15 protein-coding genes are annotated in these 21,881 nt (G+C 43.1%); 5 read left to right on the forward strand and 10 right to left on the reverse strand.

Annotated features, from left to right (window positions below; all coding sequences use genetic code 11):
• Nucleotides 1-37: 37 nt before the first annotated feature.
• From GX654_16805 to GX654_16815, 3 genes are all read right to left on the reverse strand, one after another.
• Nucleotides 38-2,143, reverse strand: coding sequence for a hypothetical protein (locus GX654_16805; GenBank protein ID NLD38522.1), 2,106 nt, complete (start codon nt 2,141-2,143; stop codon nt 38-40).
• Between the two features lie 17 nt (nt 2,144-2,160).
• Complete coding sequence (locus GX654_16810) at nt 2,161-2,889, reverse strand: 4Fe-4S binding protein (protein NLD38523.1); 729 nt, start codon at nt 2,887-2,889, stop codon at nt 2,161-2,163.
• A gap of 418 nt (nt 2,890-3,307) precedes the next feature.
• Nucleotides 3,308-4,321 (reverse strand): hypothetical protein, encoded by a 1,014-nt coding sequence (locus GX654_16815; GenBank protein ID NLD38524.1) that lies wholly within the window; start codon nt 4,319-4,321, stop codon nt 3,308-3,310.
• A 369-nt stretch (nt 4,322-4,690) separates the two neighbouring features.
• Here GX654_16815 and GX654_16820 point away from each other — a divergent pair, with 369 nt between their 5' ends.
• Together GX654_16820 and GX654_16825 are read left to right on the forward strand one after the other, a co-directional pair.
• Nucleotides 4,691-5,257 carry a DUF2959 domain-containing protein gene (locus tag GX654_16820; GenBank protein ID NLD38525.1) on the forward strand — a complete coding sequence of 189 codons (567 nt, stop codon included), beginning with the start codon at nt 4,691-4,693 and terminating at the stop codon, nt 5,255-5,257.
• 123 nt (nt 5,258-5,380) lie between these two features.
• Complete coding sequence (locus GX654_16825) at nt 5,381-6,400, forward strand: veratrol--corrinoid protein metyltransferase (protein NLD38526.1); 1,020 nt, start codon at nt 5,381-5,383, stop codon at nt 6,398-6,400.
• Between the two features lie 211 nt (nt 6,401-6,611).
• Here GX654_16825 and GX654_16830 read toward each other — a convergent pair whose 3' ends face one another.
• Entirely contained in the window at nt 6,612-9,179 is a 2,568-nt protein-coding gene (locus GX654_16830) for a TonB-dependent receptor (protein NLD38527.1), read from the reverse strand.
• 422 nt (nt 9,180-9,601) lie between these two features.
• Nucleotides 9,602-10,048, reverse strand: coding sequence for a hypothetical protein (locus tag GX654_16835; GenBank protein ID NLD38528.1), 447 nt, complete (start codon nt 10,046-10,048; stop codon nt 9,602-9,604).
• Nucleotides 10,049-10,303: 255 nt separating this feature from the next.
• Here GX654_16835 and GX654_16840 point away from each other — a divergent pair, with 255 nt between their 5' ends.
• Nucleotides 10,304-10,705 carry a hypothetical protein gene (locus GX654_16840; GenBank protein ID NLD38529.1) on the forward strand — a complete coding sequence of 134 codons (402 nt, stop codon included), beginning with the start codon at nt 10,304-10,306 and terminating at the stop codon, nt 10,703-10,705.
• A 130-nt stretch (nt 10,706-10,835) separates the two neighbouring features.
• Here the strand turns inward: GX654_16840 and GX654_16845 are convergent, their stop codons facing one another.
• Both GX654_16845 and GX654_16850 read right to left on the reverse strand, forming a co-directional pair.
• Nucleotides 10,836-11,639 carry a glucose 1-dehydrogenase gene (locus tag GX654_16845; protein NLD38530.1) on the reverse strand — a complete coding sequence of 268 codons (804 nt, stop codon included), beginning with the start codon at nt 11,637-11,639 and terminating at the stop codon, nt 10,836-10,838.
• A 141-nt stretch (nt 11,640-11,780) separates the two neighbouring features.
• Nucleotides 11,781-12,680 (reverse strand): transporter, encoded by a 900-nt coding sequence (locus tag GX654_16850; GenBank protein NLD38531.1) that lies wholly within the window; start codon nt 12,678-12,680, stop codon nt 11,781-11,783.
• 156 nt (nt 12,681-12,836) lie between these two features.
• Between GX654_16850 and GX654_16855 the strand changes: the two genes are divergently transcribed.
• Both GX654_16855 and GX654_16860 read left to right on the forward strand, forming a co-directional pair.
• Nucleotides 12,837-14,342 (forward strand): MFS transporter, encoded by a 1,506-nt coding sequence (locus GX654_16855; GenBank protein ID NLD38532.1) that lies wholly within the window; start codon nt 12,837-12,839, stop codon nt 14,340-14,342.
• A gap of 77 nt (nt 14,343-14,419) precedes the next feature.
• Nucleotides 14,420-14,626 (forward strand): hypothetical protein, encoded by a 207-nt coding sequence (locus GX654_16860; protein NLD38533.1) that lies wholly within the window; start codon nt 14,420-14,422, stop codon nt 14,624-14,626.
• A 265-nt stretch (nt 14,627-14,891) separates the two neighbouring features.
• Here GX654_16860 and GX654_16865 read toward each other — a convergent pair whose 3' ends face one another.
• The 3 genes from GX654_16865 to GX654_16875 form a co-directional block, all read right to left on the reverse strand.
• A complete protein-coding gene (locus tag GX654_16865) occupies nt 14,892-17,372 on the reverse strand; it encodes an FtsX-like permease family protein (GenBank protein NLD38534.1) in 2,481 nt (826 codons plus the stop codon).
• A gap of 123 nt (nt 17,373-17,495) precedes the next feature.
• Nucleotides 17,496-19,976, reverse strand: a complete 2,481-nt coding sequence (locus GX654_16870; protein NLD38535.1) for an FtsX-like permease family protein — start codon at nt 19,974-19,976, stop codon at nt 17,496-17,498.
• A gap of 117 nt (nt 19,977-20,093) precedes the next feature.
• Nucleotides 20,094-21,881 (reverse strand): FtsX-like permease family protein (locus GX654_16875; protein NLD38536.1); only part of this gene is annotated, 1,788 nt, incomplete at its 5' end.

Raw genomic sequence — 21,881 nt, forward strand, 5'->3', positions numbered from 1 at the left:
TATGTGGGCAGGCCTTTTTAGTTTTTATTCTATAAGTCTATCCTAGTTTTCCTTTAGACTTGAGTACCTCTGCAACACCTTTTATTCCTAGTTTTTCCAGTGTAGACTGCTTTGGGTAACCGGAATCCTTATTCCATCCTTCAAGTTCATAGTAATAGGTTTTGAACTTATCCACACCCTCTTTTGTTAAATAGAGCTCTTTACAGTTCTTCCAGTCCCATTTTTTCCCATCAAATATGGGCTTCTCTGAATCATACCCGCAATAAGATGCACCAGGCCTGTAGTAGTAACCATTAAAGTTCTCCATGTTCTTATGCCTGCCCTGAAGTGCAAAAATCGCCCTTTTAAGGTTCCATGCACGGCGACCTATCTCAAGGCCATCCTGGAATGTATGATTTCTACCTGTTATGGCATTAAGGTATTTTGGTTCAGCCTCAGGTGTATGACCATAGCCCTTTGGATGGGATGCACTGAAGAGCTTTGCATAACCCCAGTCACAGAAACCGATCGACTCTTTATAGTATGTCCAGTAATGCATGCGCCATGCAACAAATTCCGCCTTATGCTTTGAGAACACCCCGGTTTCATGTGCCTGTTTGCCTTCCCAGCTAAAATCAAACCAGAAGTGATTGTTGCGCGTTGTCCGCTCTGCAAGTACCTTTACATAATCTTCACAGCTCCATTTTTTACCTCCACCACCCATGCCTCCAAAACCTGCTGATGGATTTGCCATACCCATATCATGACTGTTTATATCCCTTGAATCAAGAAGGTTTCCATAAGCCCAGTCAACCCCGGGCATTGACCAGTGATCCATGAAACCCCAGGGTGTCTGCCTGCAAAGGGTGTCGAAATCAGCAGTCCTGCCCAGCTTTTCACAGAAACGTGCTGTCCCCTCAGCCAGGAGATCCCCAATGCCGGACCTTCTTGCAAGGGCAATACCGTAGATCTCCATGAACTCTTCTGTTGCGAACTTGTTCATATTGAGCGGGGCCATATCAATTTTGGTATTAGGCCCAATAATGCCCATATCATGCATCTTCTTCATGTACCAGCCCAGGGCTGAATATGCAGGCACCTCAGGCTGAATAGGGAAGGATGGATTATGGCTCGTGGGGAATGACATCGGCCCCATAAAGCAGGTCTCCATGCCGTTTATGCCAAGCTTCTGGATGATATCTGTGCCCTTCTGGTTTAGCTTTGACATGGTATCCCTGTCCATGCCGTTTGCATCCTGAGGCGTAAGACTGAACCATGTTGACTCGGCGCAATCATCAGAATCCTGGCTGTGGGCACGGTCACGGTTATGGCATTTTCTCTGATGGCCGCATCCAATACAGGCAGAACCGACAGATGCAGGGCCGAATCCTCCAAATCCTGGTCCTGACGGCCAGTTCGCTTCAACCCATTCCCTTGCATCCTTTAATGCCTTAGGGTCAGCAATCTTAATGCCCTTTGTGCCGATAACTGCAATCGCCTTCAGATTCTTAGATCCAAAAACGCCACCAAAACCACCCTGTCCGGCCCCGCTTCCACCGCCATGAACAAGTGAAGCAACCCTGGTCATGTTTTCACCAGCAGCCCCGATTGTAACAATAGCCGGCCTCTGAAGAGTATATCTATCATCAATCTCCTGCCATTCCTTGCCATAGCGAATCCCGGACTTTTTCCATATCTGCTCCTGGCACTTCCATGAATCAAGCCCCCACAGGTCTTTTGCATCTTCTATGGTGACCTTGTCATCTACTATATTAATATATACCGGAGATTCGGCGCGGCCTATCACAGCCACACCATCCCACCCGGCCATCCTCATAAAGGAGGCAAACATGCCTCCAAAGTTACTGTGTGAAAACCACTGGATCGGATAACACTGCGGTGACATACCTGAAACGCTTGTCCTTGCGCCCCACGGAACCCCTGTGCCACTCACAGGGCCTGTCATAAGCGCAACCATGTTTTTGGGGTTGAATGCATCCTGGAGATCCCAGTCCCCTGGCGCAACACAATAGTCCCAGAAAAGGGCTGTAGCCATACCGTGACCACCACCGTATGGCTCATATTTTTCTGTATCCAGAGCCCTTATCTCTTTGCTGGTCAAATTTACTAAAAGTATCTTTCCACCGTATCCTGGCGTAGTCATAATAATTCTCCTTTCCTTTACTCTTGTTTGGCCTTGGCTTTAGGAGCACCCATAAAATTCGGCATGGGCTTCCTTGGCGGCTGAAGGTTACGGTCATATCCGCTTATATCTTTCTGGTCCGGCAGTTCAGTCACAACCTTTAAGGCGTTTGCCACACAGGCCTCAACACAGGCCTGTGAGCCATTAATACCGCCTTTTTTGTTGTAATAGGGGGTATCGGTACACAGGTCACACTTAATGGCCTTTCCTGTAACATGATTCCATATGGGTCTATGGGGAATAACTGGGCATGAGTTTATGCAGGTCTTGCATCCAATACACTCATCAGCGTTTATCATACGTACATTGCCATTTTCTTTGCTGATATGACATGCGCCAGTAGGGCAGTTAATTACACATAAAGGCTCAGGACACTGCCTGCATGTGTTTATCTGGATATCAGCAGGGTATGATTCAAGCACTGACCTGTGAACCTGTATCCTGGCAAGTGAAAGATTTGCCTGTCCTTCATGGACAATAGAACATGCAATCATGCATCCATAACACCCTGCACAATTTTTGCTATCGCAGATCAGATACTTTGCTGACAGCGGATATTCTGTTTTTTCCTGCGCTTCACTCGGTAGTGGAGCACAGACTGCAAGGGCGCTGCCAGCTACAGCAGCCCCTCCAATGGCCAGAAAATCGCGCCTTGAGAACTCCTTTTTTTCCGTATTATCGGGTACCTTATTTTTGTCTTTAGCCATTAACAATACCTCCTATGACCGCTTAAGTAGCGCCAATAACCTGTATTAAATACTAATATAAAACCGGTTTAGAAAATAACCAGTGTATTTAAAACACAGTAAAAAATAATCAGGTTATACAGCACCATAATTAATAAATCCCTATCTCAAGTTATGTTAATATAAAAATATGTCTAACCGGTGTCAAGACAATAATTTCCAAATATACGGATATTCTGGCTAAAAAATTAATATGCAAGTAAATAATTGAGCATACTTTGACTAGGTTTTGACGAAGAGGTTCATTTTTGTTTAAAAACAGGTAATTTTAAAAATTTTGACGCTTCAGCTATCAACAATCAGCCAAATTCAGGGTGTCTATGGCTGAAGGATGATAGCTGAAAGCTTCATCCAGAAATAGCCCCTTTCTGGGTGGACACTAGTTTACTATCTGCATCTGGTCTGAAATACCCTGTTCATATGTGCTCCAGCCGGAATTCAAGCCATAGGGGCTTCGGTGAAAAACAGCCTCTATCCTGCGGATCATGCCGTTTTCTACTTTGAAGAGTTCTGCAAGCTGCCATGTCCAGTTTATATCCTGGTGGTCAAAAAAACCAAATGCAAATACGATCCCCCGTTCACGATCCACAGCAACAAACCTGCGGTCCCTGATACGGGTAACAAAATTCAAAAGGCCCGACTCAAACTGTTCCTTGCATCCCCAATTGGCAGAATACATCTTTGATGTCTTTGGATCAGGGCGCTCCTGACCGGCAGGTACAGGCACGTTTGTGCTTGGCATACCGTTTTCAAGCCTGTGGCAGTCATCACTGAATGGGTAATAACCCTTGCCATCATTCTTCTGCATCCCTGTAAAATAATAGTTGGCGGTCTTTATCATCTCTTCGCGAGAAGGGCGTTTATCTTCAGGGATCACCTGAAAATATACCTCATGGGGCTTACCAAGCTTTTCCACGCTCTCGCCTGTCGGAGGAAATGACATACCACCCTGCCCGCCACCCATTGGATTTGCTTCAGGACGTATAACAAGCTGCTCTGCCTCGGTTATTTTATCATCCACAATCTTGAGGCGTATGGCAACCGCAACCAGTGGGCTCTGCCCATCTTTACCGGCTGCACCCTCACGTGCAGTGCCTATAAATGCCACCTGCTGGGTTTCTATGTCCGGCACATAAAATTTATATGCCCCAATCCCTGACATACCTACCCACAAGCCTTCATTACCAAGAGGAAGCCTTACACCGTTTTCAGTGAATCTGCAGTCCCTCGCAAACAGATCAAGGCTGGGGTCATTATTAAGCATTGCCTCCATGTACCTGTCTATGTATTTTTCCAGACAGGCGCGGTCGCACTCCCCGGCAATGACATTTCCGAACAAAAAGATTGAAAACATAAAAAAGAAACATGACAACAGCACAGTTTTTTTAAGCATAAATTATCTCCTTTTATGATATTTAATTAAAACTACCTCTTTTTATTGATCAGAAAATTAAACATAAGGTGGCAACAGGATAAGCACAGGGTCGCCAAACTTTTGGGGACGGAGTATAAGAAGATAACCATACCCTGTCAAGGCAAATAGCCTGGAATTATCAGGAACAGGAGTAATAATGGTTAATATGGTTAACAAGACCCTTGATTTAAAACTAAAATAAAGGGATAAATCAGTAAAAATTTGGCCTTTAATAGACAAGGAGATATCATGAATAGAATAGAATCCCTAAAATTCACTAAATATTTTCCTTTTTTAATTCTTGTTATTTGCATCTCAAATGGCTGTTCCACTGCATACTTTGGCGCCATGGAAAAGATGGGCATACATAAGAGGGATATCCTTGTTGACAGGGTCGAGGATGCGAGGGATGCCCAGGCAGAGGCACAGACCCAGTTTAAATCTGCCCTTGAACAGTTTAGCTCGGTTGTCCAGGTTGAAAATACAGATTTGAAAGCGGCCTATGAAAAGCTCAACTCGGAATATGAAGAGAGCGAAGCCGCAGCTAAAAATGTTACCGATCGTATAGACAAGGTAAGAACCGTTGCTGATGCCCTTTTCAGGGAATGGGAGGAGGAGCTTGAATTATATGAAAGCGCGGAGCTTAAAAAATCCAGTAAAACCCAGTTACTTAAGACAAAGGAACAGTACAATAAAATGCTGCAAAGTATGATCAAGGCGGAATCCAGTATGGCACCGGTTCTGCGCACATTCCGTGACAATGTGCTGTACCTGAAGCATAACCTTAATGCGCAGGCGATCGGTTCTTTGCGTGTTGAATTCAAGACATTAAAGGAAGAGATAGATAAACTGATTGCAAAGATGAACGACTCAATAGCGACATCAAACAGCTTTATCTCAAATCTTGAAAAGTAAAACAGTGTCAGTGTTCATTGAATATTATTGGTTTTTTTTGGATGAACAGGTGTGTTATTAAGAGGTTTGATAATACTCGACAGTATTATGTTGTAAATAAATGTTGTTTACCTGGAGGTTTTAATGGCAGTACATTTGACAGAAAAAGAAAATTTTTTTCGGGTGGCACGGGGTGAAATGCCTGAGTATGTGCCCGTTGTATCTAAAAAATCATTAAATGATCCGCCGCTTATGGCGATCTGTGACCCGGCAATAATAGGCGATTTTCGCGGCCCAAAGGGAGGGTTTGATCCCTGGGGTGTCCCCTTTGTTGTGAGCGATGCAGTAGATTTTACAGCAATGCCAAAGGCAAGTGATTTTATACTCACCGATATTACAAAATGGAGAGAGGTGATAAAGGCCCCTGATTATTCAGGGTTTGACTGGGAGGCCGCTGCAAAGGCGGACTGGGCAAAGTACATAAAAGATCCTGATGTAACATCCCTTACCATCAGCGGATTCGCTGATATCTTTCAGCAGTTTGTGGGCATGATGGGTTTTACTCAGGCATTAATGGCATTATATGAGGAGCCGGAAGAGGTTGAGGCGCTGTTTGACTACATGCTTGAGCACGCCCTTTATATAACAAAAAATATTGTCCACTATTATAAACCGGATGGTTACTACCTGCTTGATGATACAGCAACCCAGATGAACTCATTTATATCCCCGGCCTTGTTTGATGAACTGCTTGTGCCCAGGTATAAAAAATGCCTTGATATAGCTCGTGATGCGGGCATACCGATCTTTTATCATAATTGCGGCAAGTGCGAAAAACTGCTGCCCTCTATGGTAGAAATTGGTGTGGCAGTGTGGGACCCGGCACAGACAATGAATGATCTTCCGGCCATTAAAAAGAGGTTCGGACGCAGCCTTGCGATTAATGGCGGTTTTGAATATATGATGCCTGACACATGGCCCGCGTTTGATGAGGAGGAGGTAAGAAATGAGGTCAGAAAGACCTTTGATATGCTTGCTCCTGATGGTGGATTTTTATTTAATGGCGGCGTGAAGTCACTGAACTTTAGAGACCCTGATGTCCAGAGGATAAATGCGGTTATTGTTGACGAAGCAGAAAAGCTCAGCAAACAGTTTTACAGGTAGGTGGGATTCTTGTCCTGCTATCTTGTTACGTCATAGTTTTATGAAGATAGATCATTTATCGACGGCGGATTATACCCCACCTTGTAGAGACAAGGCATGCCTTGTCTCTACATAGATACCGGCCAGGAATAAATCCCTGTGAAAACCTCAGAACCAGGATATAAAAAAGCGGGGGCAATTAATTACCCCCGCTTTTCTTTATCAAAAAAATCTAATCAAAATACCATGTACGTTTAATAGTAAAGGCCCATTCTGCCGGCCTTCCAGGCTGGGCATTGTTAATGCCTGCATCATCAACAAGACCAAAAATGGTCTGATAATAGTATTTATCAAATACATTGTTGCATTCCAGGCTGGCCTGCCATTTCAGATCATCTGAACGCCATGTCAATCGTGTGTTAACAAGGTAATAGCTGTCAATGGTTGTTCCCGGGATGTTATTCGGGTTTGTCTGCATTTCGTCCTGCCATGCTATATCAGCACGGTAGGTCAAATCTCCCCATTTACCAAGGAACCACCTGTATTGTGCACCAACGTTCCATTTAAATTCAGGTGTATACAGTGCCATACCATCCGGATCAACATCTGCAAGTGGATCCACCTTGGTATACTCATAATCTAAATAGTTAAATGAGAAATCAGCCAAAAAAGACCTTGTTGGCTGCCATACACCTTCCAATTCAAGTCCCTTTACCTCTGCGTCGCCAACATTTCTCTGCGCTCCACATGGCTCCTGTTGACCAGGCGGGGCCCAGTCGCACAGGGTTACAAACAGTTGGATATCTTTATACTCATTATAAAATGCCGACGCATTCAGGCGCAGCTGGTTAAAAAGTGTGCTCTTGATACCCACTTCATAGTTAGTAAGTTCTTCAGGATCAAAAGAGTAACCTTCTGCCTGAGTGCGGAAAAATGGACGTGCGTTGTTACCACCCATTCTGTATCCGGTTGCAATCTGGCCATATACCATGACCTTCTCTGTAATATCATAATCAAGGGCTATACGATAATCAAAATTGTTGCTGCCATAAGAGGTTGATGTTCCATCCAAACCTGCGACACCACTGTTTGCCGGATTACCATATTCCCAGAACCAGAAGGTAGTCTGCGCCTGGGGCAATGTGCCGTCCGGGTTATGACGATGCCAGGTATAACTCTTTTTATCCTTTGTATAACGGGCGCCAAGTGTCAGATCCATGCGGTCGGTCAAATGAAGGCTTGCCTGCCCGTATATAGCTTTGCTGGTTGACGGCGTTATGTCAGGTCCGTGAAGAAAGTCTAATCCGGCATAGGCTAAATCCACACGGGCATCCTCATTGGTCTCCTTGTCAAGGTAGAATAAACCCAAGGTTGTATCAGCATAGCCGTCAAAAAGGGTCGCGTTTAACCTGAGTTCCTGTGTCCACTGCTCATGGACCATCCTCTCCTGCAGCAATTGTATTGTAAGAGGTGACCCGTCTACGTCATGGCCAAAAATATTGGTGTATTCACGGTATGCGGTAATTGACTTAAGGGCAACATTTTCGTTTATTTCATAGTCAATGCTCAGTGTGTAATCCCTGGATTCCAGGTGATTTATAGGAGGAATAACAACGGGTTTGTAATTGTTAAGATCCTCTCCGGGATTGCCGCCCTGGAAAAGCGGATCAGGCGTATAGTAACCGGTGTCTATGTATGTTGAATAGTTGTAATATGTTCCTGGAGTTGCAAATCGGTTGTCATGGGGAACATCAATTCCGGCATCGTAAACCCCGTTATGATTGGCATCATAAAAAACAGGTATACTTACACCGGAAGTAGGATTAAAGCGCGGGTTATTGGGGATAGTGCTGGCAAATGGAGGAGACACAGGTCCATTTGGTGAATACCATGGAAAATTCGATCCCCCATTATCCATCGCACTAATAAGTACACTTGGTTGAGCCTCTGACTTATCGTTTACTATATTGGTTGAAAAATTGACTTCTAACTTGTCATTAGGTATCCAGCGCAGGCTTAAACGTCCGGCTGTTACGCTTTCTCCGCCCTCAGTTCCAAGCACACAGCTTGCACCTGTTATAAGTGTAGGTAAAGCGCTTTCAGGGTGCATGCATTTATAATCATAGCGTGTAACATAACCGTCCCTTGATTTAGAGATACCGGCAATACGCATAAAAAGATTATCAGTGATCGCGAAATCAGCTGCTCCTCTGATATCCAGACGATCAAATTTTCCAAATGTTGTTGAGAAAAAACCTTCATCCTTGCCTTCCGGTTTACGTGAAAAGAGTTTAATAGCGCCACCAAGTGCATTTCGACCGGCCAGAGTACCCTGGGGGCCGCGTAAAACCTCGACACGCTCCAGGTCAAGGAGGTCCAGGATATTCCCTGTAATGGTTGCATAATAGACATCATCCACATAGATGCCTACACCCTCCTCCACCGAAGGGTTGAAGTCAACCTGCCCAACGCCTCTCACGAAGGCAGTGAGAGCGCTTCCATAACCTGCATTTCCAGGTCTGAGTGATACATTCGGCGCCTGCATAGTGAGTTGTTCTATGGAAGTCTGATTCCTCATTTCCATTGAATCTGCACTGTATGCGGTTATAGCAAGAGGCGTATCCTGTAATGCCTTCTCACGGAATTCAGCGGTTACCACTATCTCTTCAAGTGTGAATTCATCTTCGGAAGCCTTTTTTTCTTCCTGTCCAAATGCTGCCCCGCAGAAAAAAAGCAGGCTGAAGGCAGGTAAAATTAGTAAAATGTGTTTTAACAACGTAATCCGGTTTAATGCTTTCATAAAATCCCCCCTGATAAAAAATTAACGTTATTTTGTCTTTTACCCTCCCTGATATGGCCATCCTCTGAAAATGACCATAAAATGGAGATTAAAAAAGACCTATTTAAAAGCCGCAATGCGGCTATAAAAACGGGGTAAATCTGAAAACTAAAAAATGAATTACTTAAACAAAGAGAATGCAAAAACTATAAAAGTAAAACTATTCTATCTGTTAACTTGTCTGAAGACAGTACCTTGACAAGTATTACAACCTGATAAACATCTTTTTTACACATTTTTTGCTTCAAAGAAGAAAAGATTATTTGATTGGATTTTTATAGGGAAATGCCCATTATGTGTCAAGTTAAATTTATGCAGACAGGCAGGTTTGTTAAACAAAAGACTATGATTCTTGCGCAGGGTCCATTAAATCCTTTTAAAAGCTATTTTCTTATGGTTCTACCCTTCTGGAAAAATTGACTCCCTTTCTTTAAAATACCCAGATCCTTATTTAGAGTAACAATATATGAAGAGGCCATTGACATGTCAGCATCAAGGCCAAAATCCAGATCAATAGTAATATAGCGGCCTGAGTCAACTGCATCACCGAATTTGTCGGTAACAGCAATCCCTTTAATCCTTACAGCAGATTTGCCTGTATCAGGTGAAAGTGAGACAGTAAATAAATCTTCCCTGATATCATTTTTATTAATAACCGCAACATCTCCCAGATCAAGGATAAGCCTTGTTATTGACAGGCCATAGTCCTGATTCTTTAATACCCTTGTAAAGGTACCGGAATCTGTGTTTGACCTGACTGCATCAGTCTGGGCAGACACGGCAAAACATATAATAAATTGAATTAACATAAAGACCATTATTTTATTCATAACAAATACCCGATATTAAAGCTGTAAACCTTGTGATAGACCTGAAAATAAAAAATCCATATTTCAGACACACGGTAAAGAAAAACCTCAGCGGTGTCAAGCATGAGGAGTACAACAACAGAAAATGGGTATATATCAGGTATAATTTTAATCTATGGCCCTGATTTTGCATAACAAGATTAAAAATTACAGTAGGATTCACACTAGGGCTTTTTTTATCAATATTTTTCTAATTATTTAACAAAGGAGCAAAAGATGAAAGAAACAGAGCTTATAAATGATGAAAATATGGGATTATGGTATGACCCGGCGTCAAAATATGTACACCATAAAATAAAAAAGAGCCTTCCAAAGGGCGCATTTGAGAAGTTACTGACTACAGGCGCTGATTATCTTGAGAAGTACGGGATGAAAAAATGGCTGTCTGATGACTCCAATGTTGTTGCCATCACAAAGGATGATGCAGAATGGGGTGACAAAGTCTGGGCAACAAGGGTTATTAAGGCGGGGTTCAAGTACTGGGCTGTAGTAATGCCTACCAGCGCCATGGGCAGTTTACAGGTCAACCGGTTTGTAAAGGAATACAGAGAAAAGGGTGTGACCGTCGAGGTATTCAATTCAGTGGATGCTGCAAAGGCATGGCTTGAATCCAAATAGTGACCATCCAGAAAGAGACAATTTCTGGATGGAGCTTTCAGCCTTCAGCTTTCAGCAAAATACCCGGTCATTATTATAATGCTGAGAATTGAAGGCTTAAGGCGAAAGAACTCCATAAAATCATTTCTTTTTACTGCCTTGCAGTCTTGCCGCCATCCTGGCATATGATCTGCCCTGTGATATAACTGGACGCATTTGAGGCAAGCAAGAGCACAAGCCCTGAGAGCTCCTCTGCCTCCCCTATCCTGCCCATGGGTATCCATTCAGCGCAGTAATCATCAAGCCACTTATCCAGGGCCTTTATCTCCTCTTCGGTTTTACCTGACTTGCCAATCTCTGACCTGTGCATGCCTGGCGCGATGGCATTTATCCTGATATTATCCTTTGCATATTGCATGGCAGCCACCCGTGTCAGGTTGTTTATTGCCGCCTTTGAAGCGCCGTATGAGGTAGAACCTATCTCAGGCACCTCTGCCCTTATGCTGGCAACAGAAGAGATATTTATTATAGAACCCCCTTTATTCTTAAGCATATGCGGGATAGTATATTTCATGCAAAGGAACGGGCCCCTGAGATTAACATCTATATTAAAGTCCCATTCGCCTGTATTTATCTCATGTATCCTGCCGAAACCTGCGGCAATGCCTGCGTTGTTTACGAGGATATCGATCCTGCCGAATTCAACGATTGCATCATTCACCATCCTTTTAATATCTTCCTCGGATGTCATATCTGCCTTGAGTGCAAGGGCCTTTCGCCCGTGGACGCGCACCTGTTTCAGGGTTATCTCGCATGCCTTCATGTCACGGCCCACACATGCTACATCAGCCCCGTATTGTGCAAGGACAGTTGCAATTGCCCTTCCTAAACCACGACTCGCCCCTGTAACAAGGGCTGTTTTACCAGCCAAATCAAATATACCTCTATCAGTCATGTCATACCCCTTTTGTTCTTTATGATTGGTTGATCAGGTTAGGCCAGACAATAATGGCCACCTGAATATTTTTCTTAAGGCAGGATACTATTTTGTAAAACAGCTCTTTGTCAAGCCATCTCTGCCTGAATAACCAGACTACTATCCTTTATAGTGCCGACGCTGACACATCCAGACCTGGTATCCGTTAAAAACAGCCTGCCAGATGATATATGCAACAGGCGCAATTGATGCGAGCGGGTGCAGGAAGGATTGCGCTATCCAGATGGCCAGAATAGTATTCTTGTGCCCCATTGCCTGCCCGCCTGTTATTCTTTCTCCATACATATTTCCTATCCTGCGGCCAAGCCAGTATTGAAATATGCAGGCGATTAATGACCCGCCTGCAATAATGATAACCTCTGTATATTTTCCATCATCATAATCCATAAAATAGCTGACTGACCGCCCTATCAACACTGCAAAGGCAATAAAATAGAGATAAAATGATATGAAAGGCCTTTTACGAATGCAAATGTGAATCTTTGGAAATATCCTTGCAAGAGACAACGCCAGGATAAGCGGCACAACAAGCATTGGAAACAGTTGTTTCAATATATAAAACAGAGATTTGATATAGGACAAATCAGCGCTGATACCCAGCAAAGGAAGCAGAACAGGCAGAAGCAGGGCAACAAGCACATTTCCTATCAGGGTGTAGAGGGTTAACAGTGCCATATTGCCCCCAATCATTGAGAGCACCACGGTTGAGGCGATTGCTGTGGGGGCCATTATGCATATCAGCATGGCTTCAGCAGTTGGTACGCTGAATGGCCTGATTATAAGATAGGCAACTATCCCCAGAAAAATCTGTAATGATATCATGACAAGATGCATAGTGCTGAATCTCATCTCTTTAATGGACATGTTGCAATAGGAAAAAAATATCATCAGAAAGAGCATACCGGGCAGTAAAAATGAGATATGGTCAAGAGGCCTGTAACATAATATCCCGATAATAATAGCAAGCGGCGAGACCCATTTTTTGATTTGACTGAACATTCTATAAACCTTTAATTTAAAAATGGATTCTTCTACTCCAGAGGCTTGATTTGGTCAAAACAAATATCATCTCAGGCAGCTTGACATTATAGATCCATTCACTTAGGATTCTGAAAAATTTCAAGACCCAAATAAAATGCAGGATAATAATAGAATATGGATGCAGAAGCTCAACTGAGTCCCCGAAACAGGGTTTACATTATCGGCGCGGTTCTGATCGCGCTATTTTTATGTGCAATGGATGCCCTTATAATGTCTGTTGCCATGCCTACAATTGTGATGGAACTGGGAGGGCTTGAGCTTTATGCATGGGCATATTCAGGGTTTTCACTTACCAATGCAGTAACCCTGCCAATTATAGGAAAGCTGGCAGACCTTTATGATATAAAAAAGCTCTTTATAATCTCCATAGGCTTTTTCATTATCACATCCATTGCAGCAGGCCTTGCGAACAGCATGCTGTTCCTGGTAATAGCAAGGGCCTTACAGGGGTTTGGGGCCGGTGGAAACATGGCGCTGGTGTATATTGTGCTCTCCGATGTATCCGCACCTGAAAACAGGGCAAAGACCCTTGCGCTCGGCAGCTTTATCTGGGGGATTTCAAGCGTTGCAGGGCCATCGGTTGGTGGTTTTATTACCACATACATGTCATGGCGCTGGATATTCTTTATTAATGTGCCCATAGGCCTAATATCCTTAACAGGCATTGCAATCCTGTTTAAAGAGACCCGCCTTAAGAAAAGGGCGGTTAACCTTGACATCAAGGGCGCTATCACACTTTGCGGATGGGTTTTTTGCCTTTTAACACTGATTCTGTCGGGCGGTGAACAGTTCCCATGGGTCTCGCCCCAATCCATTTTTCTTGCCCTTGTTACCATCATATTCATGGCGGGTTTTCTGATATCTGAAAACCGTTCACCTGAACCAATAATAAGCCTGAAATTTTTCAGGTACAGGGAATTTATTCTTGGCAATGGCGCGGCGTTTCTCTCCAGTTTCGGGGTATTCAGCCTCTTTGCCTATGCCCCGCTCTTTATACAGGGAGCATTGAGAAAAAGCCCTATGGAGGTGGGTTATGCAATGCTTACCATGAGTTTAGCATGGACAGGCGCGCCAATAATGCTCACAAGGTTCGTGCATGCAATAAATAATAAGGCTGCTATCATTACCGGCGCACTCCTGCTGACTGCTGGCAGCGGTTATCTGCTTACATTCGGACCTTCAACAACCATGCTTGAATGCCTTATTGCATTTGTAATAATCGGGCTTGGAATGGGTTTTATCTCAATCTGCACCCTGCTTGTTGTACAGAATGCCCTGCCCCCCAGAGATCTTGGTGTGGCCACATCATCACAGCAGTTCTTCAGGACGCTTGGCGGGACAATAGGGGTGGCCATAGCCGGTGCAGTAGCAACTGCAAGCCTTGTTTCAAAACTCAGATCCGCTGGAGATATTATACCTGCGGGCGTATTCAGCCAGGTCTCAGAAAATATAGAAAACATATTCAGGTCAGATTTTTTCACACCTCTTTCAGAGGAGATCAAGTTGATCCTTCAGAACGCTGTGGCAGGCAGCATCTCGACAGTCTTCTGGCTCGTTTTCGGAACAGCTCTACTGGCCCTTGTTTCCGGCCTGCTCATTCGGGAAGGTAAAAAAGATTAGAAATTGGAAAACTGCTACACTTGGTTTCATGCATATTGTTCAAAAACACAATTTTTACTTGAAACCTCCATATATCTATGCAAATTGGAGTTATCGAAGCCATTTTTCAAAAAGGAAAATACCCCGACAAAGATCTTAGAGGTTTAAAACAATTCATTGAAGATTTTCCTGTTGCCAGGGGCTTTCTGATTTATGGCGGAACAAAGCAGTTTTATGAAAATAATATAGAGATTATCCCTATTGATGACGCAATTGCCAGACTCCATGATATTCTTGATCCGTAAGGGTTCGAGTGGTCAAGGGTTCCGGAGTTCAAGTGGTTGTTTATTCGTCATTCCCACGAAGCCTGTCCCCTAGAAGTCGGGGAGCGGGAATCCATTTTGATTTTAAAACTAAAAACTAATGAATACCCCGATAAATCGGGATATGACGTTGCAATATGTTTTTCACTCGAACCCTCGACCCCTCGAATCCTTGAACCCTGATCCTTGTGTCTTATTTTTAAAATCTTGTACCTTGCACCTTGCGCCATGCGCCATGCGCCTTTTCTTATTCATACCTCAACGCCTTAATCGGTTTGCTCCTTGCCACCCGTGTTGTATTCCCCGCTACTGTAAACCATGCGATCACCAGCGCAATAAATCCTGAACCCAGACAAATGGGGATCATTAATAATGGATTAAACCTGTATGCAAACCGCTCAAGCCAGCTTTGCATTGCGAATATGGCAATAGGCCATGCGATAATATTTGCAATCAGCACAGGTTTTGAAAATTGCCATAACAGAAGGCTGACAATGTTTTTTACTCTGGCCCCCATCACCTTGCGCAGACCGATTTCTTTGGTACGACGTTCCACTGTAAATGAAGCTGAGCCGAACAGCCCCATACAGGCAATAACAATGGCCAGCAGAGAAAAGCTGATAAGTATTTTCTGTTCTGTTTTTTCCTGCTGGAACTCATGTGCAATCAGTTGGTCTACAAAAACAGTGGAGATCTGAACTTCTCCTAATACTTTTTTACCGACAGATTTAATCTGAGGCAATATGGACTTGTGAGAACCTTTAAATCGTATTGTAATACCGGAAACCGATTCAGGGTGAAGCAGGTAAACTTCCGCCCTTGGCAAAGTATTTATGCTGTAAATATGGTTGTCAGCAACAACGCCAATAACAGTGTGGTTTATATTTTTTAGTGTAGATGAATAAAGAACGACACCTATGGCTTCTTCAGCACGGGAAAATCCGAGCTGTCTGGCTGCGCTTTCATTTATAATTATATTCCGCTCTATGGATTCATTGGTGATATTTGTTCCATAGGTTGAAGTATCTATGTTCCATTCAGGCTCAGGGCTGTCACGCTCGATAGAATAATCCCTTCCTGCGATAACAGGGATCTTGTAGGTTTTAAAAAAATCATAGTCAATGCTTTCATCTGCGATTACATAATTTGTTTCCGGCTTCCCCTTGCGAATAAAAACCTGGTTAGTTTCGTGTTTCTGGCCTGGCTGAACGTTAGAAGAAGAAACAGATGAAATATCAGGCAGCTTTAACAGCTCCTGCTTGAAGGATGCAATTTTATCCTGAATGTTATCATTTGAGTCGATCCTGTTTATCACCAACAAATTATCCTTATCGTAACCGGGATTGCGATTAATGCTGTATTGCCTCTGCGCGAAAATAACGCATGTGGAAATTATAAGCATTATAGAGATAGCGAACTGAAAGATAACAAGCGCTGTTCTGAGTGTAATTGAACCGCTGGTCTCCTTTGACTGATTCGCCTTAAGGGTGTCTCCGGGTCTGAATCCTGAAAGTATAAACGCCGGGTAAAGACCGCCGTTTATACCTGTGACAACAAACAGAATCAGTATTGGTACAAATGTGGAAGGAGAAGTGTAATTCAATGTTAAGGGTCTATCTATTATTGACTCAAAAAGCGGAAGCATTATCTCTACAATCCCTATGGCTAAAATCATTGAGAGCAGTACAATAAAGGTAGATTCTCCGAGGAACTGCACAATTAATTGTTTTCGTTTGGCCCCCACCATTTTTCTCATGGCAATTTCCCTGGCGCGCTGTGTAGACTTTGCCGTTGTCAGGATAATAAAATTAATGCACCCTATTAAAAGAACAAGGAAAGATATAATCGTAAAAGAGATTACTGCCTGCCTGTTGCCTCCAGTTCTCTCAATGTCCCATGGCGAATCAAGGTGCGCATCAGCGAGTTTTTGGAAATCCATTGACAGGATATCGCTGGCTTTTAAGGTCTGATCTGATAAAATTCCTGAAATATCAATATTCTTGTCAATAAATGAAGGCATGAGCGGTTTAAGGGATTCAATATCAACTCCTTTTTTAACCTTAAAATAAGTGCCGGTGTTAAAATTAAACCAGCCATATGCACCTGCTGGAAGAAGCGTATCATCAAGCAGAGACAATAAAGGTATGTCAAGTACAGTATTACCGGAGGTGCTGTATACAGCAGTTACCAGGTAATCAGTCCGTAAATCACCAACAACAATTGTTATAACTTTACCAACCGGGTCCTGGTTCCCAAAATATCGGATGGCTGTTTCTTCTTTTAATGCAATATTGTTTTTACCGGTGAGTGTATCATCAAGGCTACCTGCAATTACTTTAAACTGAAACATATTTGGAAAAGAAGAATCAACCAATACAAGTTTGTCATTAAACCTTGAAGTCCCTGTGTCTATGCTCAATTCACCGGAAAACGTTCTGGCACTCTGCTCTATATTGTCCTTGTAGAATATTTCAAGCAATGGCATCGTTTGTAAAGGAGCATCAGCATCCCTTGAAGCTTTTTTTCCAGGTATTTTCAATTGGGTAGTTACCCTGTATATCCTGTCGGAATCTTCCCATTGCCTGTCATAGGAGTATTGATCCCTGACATACAGTGCGATGATAATGCACGCCGCCAGGCCGATTGCCAGGCCAGCGATATTGATCACACTGTAGAGTTTGTTTTTGATCAGGTTGTTTAAAGCTGTTATGAAGTAGTTTTTTAGCATGGGATCTCCTATGGGATCGATTCAAAATTCAAGGTTCAAAATTTCCGTCGTCGCTAAAGCTATGCCGGACAGGCAAAATTCAAAGTTTCAAGCTTTTAAAACCTTGCGCCCTGAACCCTTCTTTTACTCATACCTCAACGAATGAATCGGGTTTTTCCTTGCCGCACGGGTTGTATTGCCTGCAACTGTTGACCATGCAATAACAAGGGCAATCAAACCTGAAACTATGCAAATGGGGATAAGCAGCAGCAGGTTGATCCTGTATGGGAACCTCTCTAACCAGTTTCTCATCACGAATATAGCAACAGGCCAGGCAATAATATTTGCTATCAACACAGGTTTGGAAAACTGCCACAGGAGCAGGCTGACTATATTTTTTATCCTGGCGCCCATCACTTTTCTCAGACCTATCTCCCTGGTGCGTCTTTCTACTGTAAACGCAGCAGACCCGAATAACCCCATACATGCGATAAGAATTGCCAGTATAGAAAAACTGATAAGGACTTTCTGTTCTGTCTTTTCCTGTTGAAATTCCTGGGCGATAAGCTGATCTACAAAAACAGTTGAAATCTCTTCATCCCCCATCACCTTTTTCCAGACCTCGTTAACCCCATTTAAGATCTTTTTGGGGGAACTATTAAAACGAACGGTCATAACATTAGCACCATCCGGATCAAGCTGGTATACCTCCGCCCTTGGCAGGGTTCTCATACTGAATATATGATTATCCGCTACAACACCGATAATGGTATAACTGATATTGTTGATGGTGGTCGAGTTGAGCATCTCTCCTACCGCCTCTTCCGGGCTTGAAAAACCGAATTCCCTTGCCGCGCTCTCATTGATGATCAAGTTTCTTTCAATAAGTTCTTTTGTCTCGTTTCCGCCTATTGTGGTTGTCATCATATCTATTTTTGGGTCGGGGATATCACGTTCAATAGAATACTCCCTGCCTGCGACTATGGGTATTCTATATGTCTTAAAATAGTCATAGCCAACACTGGTTGTGGCCTTAATATATGTTGTTTCAGGATGTCCCGGATGGGTATAGGCAAGGTTGCTCTGCTGCTGCTGGCTGGGTTCCACCTGTGACACACCTGCATTTGTAACATCAGGCAGGTTCAACAGCTCCTGCTTGAGCACCTCTATTTTACCTTTAACCTTTTCATTCGCACTTAACCGGGTGATTACCAAAAGATTTTCTTTATTATATCCCGGGTCGCGGTTCATACTGTATCGCATCTGTGTAAAGATCACTCCGGTGGAAACGATCAGAATTACAGAGATGCTGAACTGGAATACCACCAGGATATTCCTTAAAGACATCGATCCACGGGTTTCCTTTGACTGGTTCGCCTTCAGGGTCTCTCCAGGCTTGAATCCGGAAAGGATAAATGCCGGGTACAGACCGCCGCTGATGCCAACAATGATAAGCAAGGCCAGTAATGGTAGAAAAGTCGAAGGAGAGGTATAATTCAAGGAAAAGGATTTACCCACTATTGCTTCAAAAATTGGAAGCATTATTTCGACAACGCCCATGGATAAGATCATGGAAAGAAGTACAATAAATAATGATTCACCCAGAAACTGCGCAATCAACTGCTTTCGTTTGGCGCCCACAACCTTTCTCATGGCAACTTCTCTTGCCCGTTGTGTAGCCTTTGCGGTAGTAAGAATAGTGAAGTTGATACTACCGATTAACAGCACAAGCAGTGATATGGCTGCAAACGAGATCACCACTGTCTTGTTACCTCCGGCCCTGTAGACATCCCATGGTGAGTCAAGATGCGCATCTTCCAGTCTTTGAAAATCCATAGACACAATATCACTCGACTTGAGTCCGGGGTCGGATATGATTTTAGAAATATCTATATTCCGGTCAATTAATGCAGCAAGAAGCGGTTTCATGGTTTCGACATCAACACCTTCTTTTAGTTTTACATATGTGCTGCAATTGAAATTAAACCAGTTTTTTATTGATGCAGGGAGTAACGTATCATCAAACAGGGCCAGCACGGGTAAATCAAGAACAGTATTTCCCGGAATGCGATATACGGCGGTTACCTTGTAGTCATTTTGAATGTTTTCAATGCTCATTGTTATCACTTTGCCGATGGGGTCCTCTTTTCCAAAATGACGTTTTGAAATCTCCTCGCTCAATGCAACATTGTTTATGCTTGTGAGGGTCTCTTCCAGACTGCCTGCAATGGTTTCGAGCTTGAATATATCGATAAATGCCCGGTCAATATCTGCAACCCTGCCTTTAAATTTGTCGGTTCCAATATCAATCGTCATTTCTCCAGCAAAGACACGGGCGCTTTTTTCAATTTTGTCTTTAAAATATTCTGAAAGCACCTGCATTGCAGGAAGGGGTGATGTTGAAAACTCTGCGCGTGGTTTACCGGGCAGTGTTGCAGAGAAATTAACCCTGTGTATCCTTTCTGAATCCTTCCATTGTTTGTCATAGGAATACTGATCTTTAACATAAAGCGCAATAACAAGACATGCTGAAATACCGATGGCAAGACCGGCTATGTTGATTACACTGTAAAGTTTGTTTTTGATCAGGTTGTTTAAAGCTGTTATGAAATAGTTTTTTAGCATTTTTTGCTCCTTGAAAAAAATTCGAGGATGACGATATTTTGTAGGGGCGAAAAATTTTTCGCCCCTACATCGGTATTCAAACCTTGAACCTCAAACCTGGAACCTTGAATCTTGTTTTTACTCATACCTCAACGATTGAATCGGTTTACTTTTAGCAACCCTTACTGTATTTCCCGCCACGGTTGACAATGCAATAACTACCGCAACCGAGCCTGACACAAAACAAATGAGGATCAATAACGACAGGTTGATCCTGTATGGGAATCTTTCAAACCAGTATTGCACAGCAATTATTGCGAGAGGCCAGGCGATGATATTTGCAATCAATACGGGCTTTGAAAACTGCCATAATAGCAGGTTTACAATGTTCTTTACCTTTGCGCCCACAACCTTACGCAGACCAATCTCTTTTGTTCTTCGTTCAACTGCAAAGGCGGCTGATCCATACAATCCCAGGCAGGCAATTATAATAGCCAGTATGGAAAAACTGATAAGCACCTTCTGTTCTGTTCTCTCCTGCTGGAATTCCTGCGCAATAAGCTGATCAACAAAGACAGTGGAGATCTCAGCGTCACCCACTACCTTTTTCCATACTGTGTTAACCTTTTCCATAATAGCTTCAGGTGATCCGGTAAATCGCAGGGTAACAACATTCGCCTGATCCGGCTGAAGCAGGTAGACCTCTGCCCTGGGAGTTGCATTTATACTGAAGAGATGATTATCGGAAACAACACCGATGATTGTATACCTGCTGTTATTGGCTGTTGTTGAATTGATGATCTTTCCTATTGCATCCGCGGGTTTGGAAAATCCCAGTTCTCTGGAGGCGCTTTCATTGATAACTATATTTCTTTCAGAAAGCTTCTTTCCTGGTCCGCTGCCGATTTCAAAATCCATTCCCAGTATTGGTTCGGGAAGATCACGACCTTCTGAATAATTCCTCCCTGCTATAACGGGAATCTGATATGTCTTGAAATAATCATAGCAGACTCCGCTGGCGAATATCAGATGACTTGTCTCAGCAGCCCCTGGAAGTGTATACACACGGTCATTCTTTATCTTCTGGCTCGGCTGGATTTCTGAAAGAGATACATCTGTAACCCCGCTTATTTTTTTTAATTCACTTTTAAACAGTTCAATCCTGCTGCCTAAGCCTGGATAGAGATTAATTTTATTAATAATAAGCAGATTTTCCCGATTATAACCAGGATCACGATCAAGGCTGTATTTTAATTGTGCATAAACGGCAATAGCGGCGATTATAATAATGATTGATATAATGAACTGGAAAATCACAAGTATGTTTCTTATTGTAATTGATCCACCTGTCTCTTTAGACTGGTTAGCCTTTAGGATACTTCCCGGTTTAAAACCGGACAGGATAAGAGAAGGATAGAGACCGCCGCTCATACCTGTAACAATGAACAGTAAAATCAGTGAAACGAGGGTAACAGGCGAAGAGTAGTCAGGTGAAAGTGATTTCCCGATTACTGATTCAAATACGGGCAGCATTATCTCCACCAGACCAAGTGACAACACGATAGCAATAAGGGTGAGGAAAACAGATTCCCCTAAAAACTGAATAATGAGTTGTTTTCTTTTTGCGCCAACAACCTTTCTTATTGCCACCTCCCTTGCTCTCTGTGTTGCCTTTGCAGTAGTAAGGATTGTAAAATTTATACAGCCGATCACAAGTACAAGTAGGGCAATTGCAGCAAAAGAGAGCACTAATGTCATGCTCCCTCCTGCTCTTGAGGTATCCCATGGAGAGCCAAGATGAATCGATTTTATGTTTTGAAAATCCATCTTCAATACATTACTTGCCTTCAGCCCTGGTTCAGAGATGATTTTTGAAATATCTATATTCTGATCAATAAAGGCAGGGGTAAGAGGTTTAAGAGTCTC

Source organism: Desulfatiglans sp., from assembly GCA_012513605.1.
In the GTDB taxonomy this organism is placed as follows: domain Bacteria; phylum Desulfobacterota; class DSM-4660; order Desulfatiglandales; family HGW-15; genus JAAZBV01.

Excerpts from the sequence above, each read along its gene's own strand:
- GX654_16835 (NLD38528.1), bottom strand. The coding sequence starts at position 10,048 with ATGAATAAAATAATGGTCTTTATGTTAATTCAATTTATTATATGTTTT.
- GX654_16865 (NLD38534.1), bottom strand. The coding sequence starts at position 17,372 with ATGCTAAAAAACTACTTCATAACAGCTTTAAACAACCTGATCAAAAAC.
- GX654_16825 (NLD38526.1), top strand. The coding sequence starts at position 5,381 with ATGGCAGTACATTTGACAGAAAAAGAAAATTTTTTTCGGGTGGCACGG.
- GX654_16810 (NLD38523.1), bottom strand. The coding sequence starts at position 2,889 with ATGGCTAAAGACAAAAATAAGGTACCCGATAATACGGAAAAAAAGGAG.
- GX654_16850 (NLD38531.1), bottom strand. The coding sequence starts at position 12,680 with ATGTTCAGTCAAATCAAAAAATGGGTCTCGCCGCTTGCTATTATTATC.
- GX654_16820 (NLD38525.1), top strand. The coding sequence starts at position 4,691 with ATGGAAAAGATGGGCATACATAAGAGGGATATCCTTGTTGACAGGGTC.
- GX654_16845 (NLD38530.1), bottom strand. The coding sequence starts at position 11,639 with ATGACTGATAGAGGTATATTTGATTTGGCTGGTAAAACAGCCCTTGTT.
- GX654_16855 (NLD38532.1), top strand. The coding sequence starts at position 12,837 with ATGGATGCAGAAGCTCAACTGAGTCCCCGAAACAGGGTTTACATTATC.
- GX654_16870 (NLD38535.1), bottom strand. The coding sequence starts at position 19,976 with ATGCTAAAAAACTATTTCATAACAGCTTTAAACAACCTGATCAAAAAC.
- GX654_16830 (NLD38527.1), bottom strand. The coding sequence starts at position 9,179 with ATGAAAGCATTAAACCGGATTACGTTGTTAAAACACATTTTACTAATT.
- GX654_16805 (NLD38522.1), bottom strand. The coding sequence starts at position 2,143 with ATGACTACGCCAGGATACGGTGGAAAGATACTTTTAGTAAATTTGACC.
- GX654_16815 (NLD38524.1), bottom strand. The coding sequence starts at position 4,321 with ATGCTTAAAAAAACTGTGCTGTTGTCATGTTTCTTTTTTATGTTTTCA.
- GX654_16840 (NLD38529.1), top strand. The coding sequence starts at position 10,304 with ATGAAAGAAACAGAGCTTATAAATGATGAAAATATGGGATTATGGTAT.
- GX654_16860 (NLD38533.1), top strand. The coding sequence starts at position 14,420 with ATGCAAATTGGAGTTATCGAAGCCATTTTTCAAAAAGGAAAATACCCC.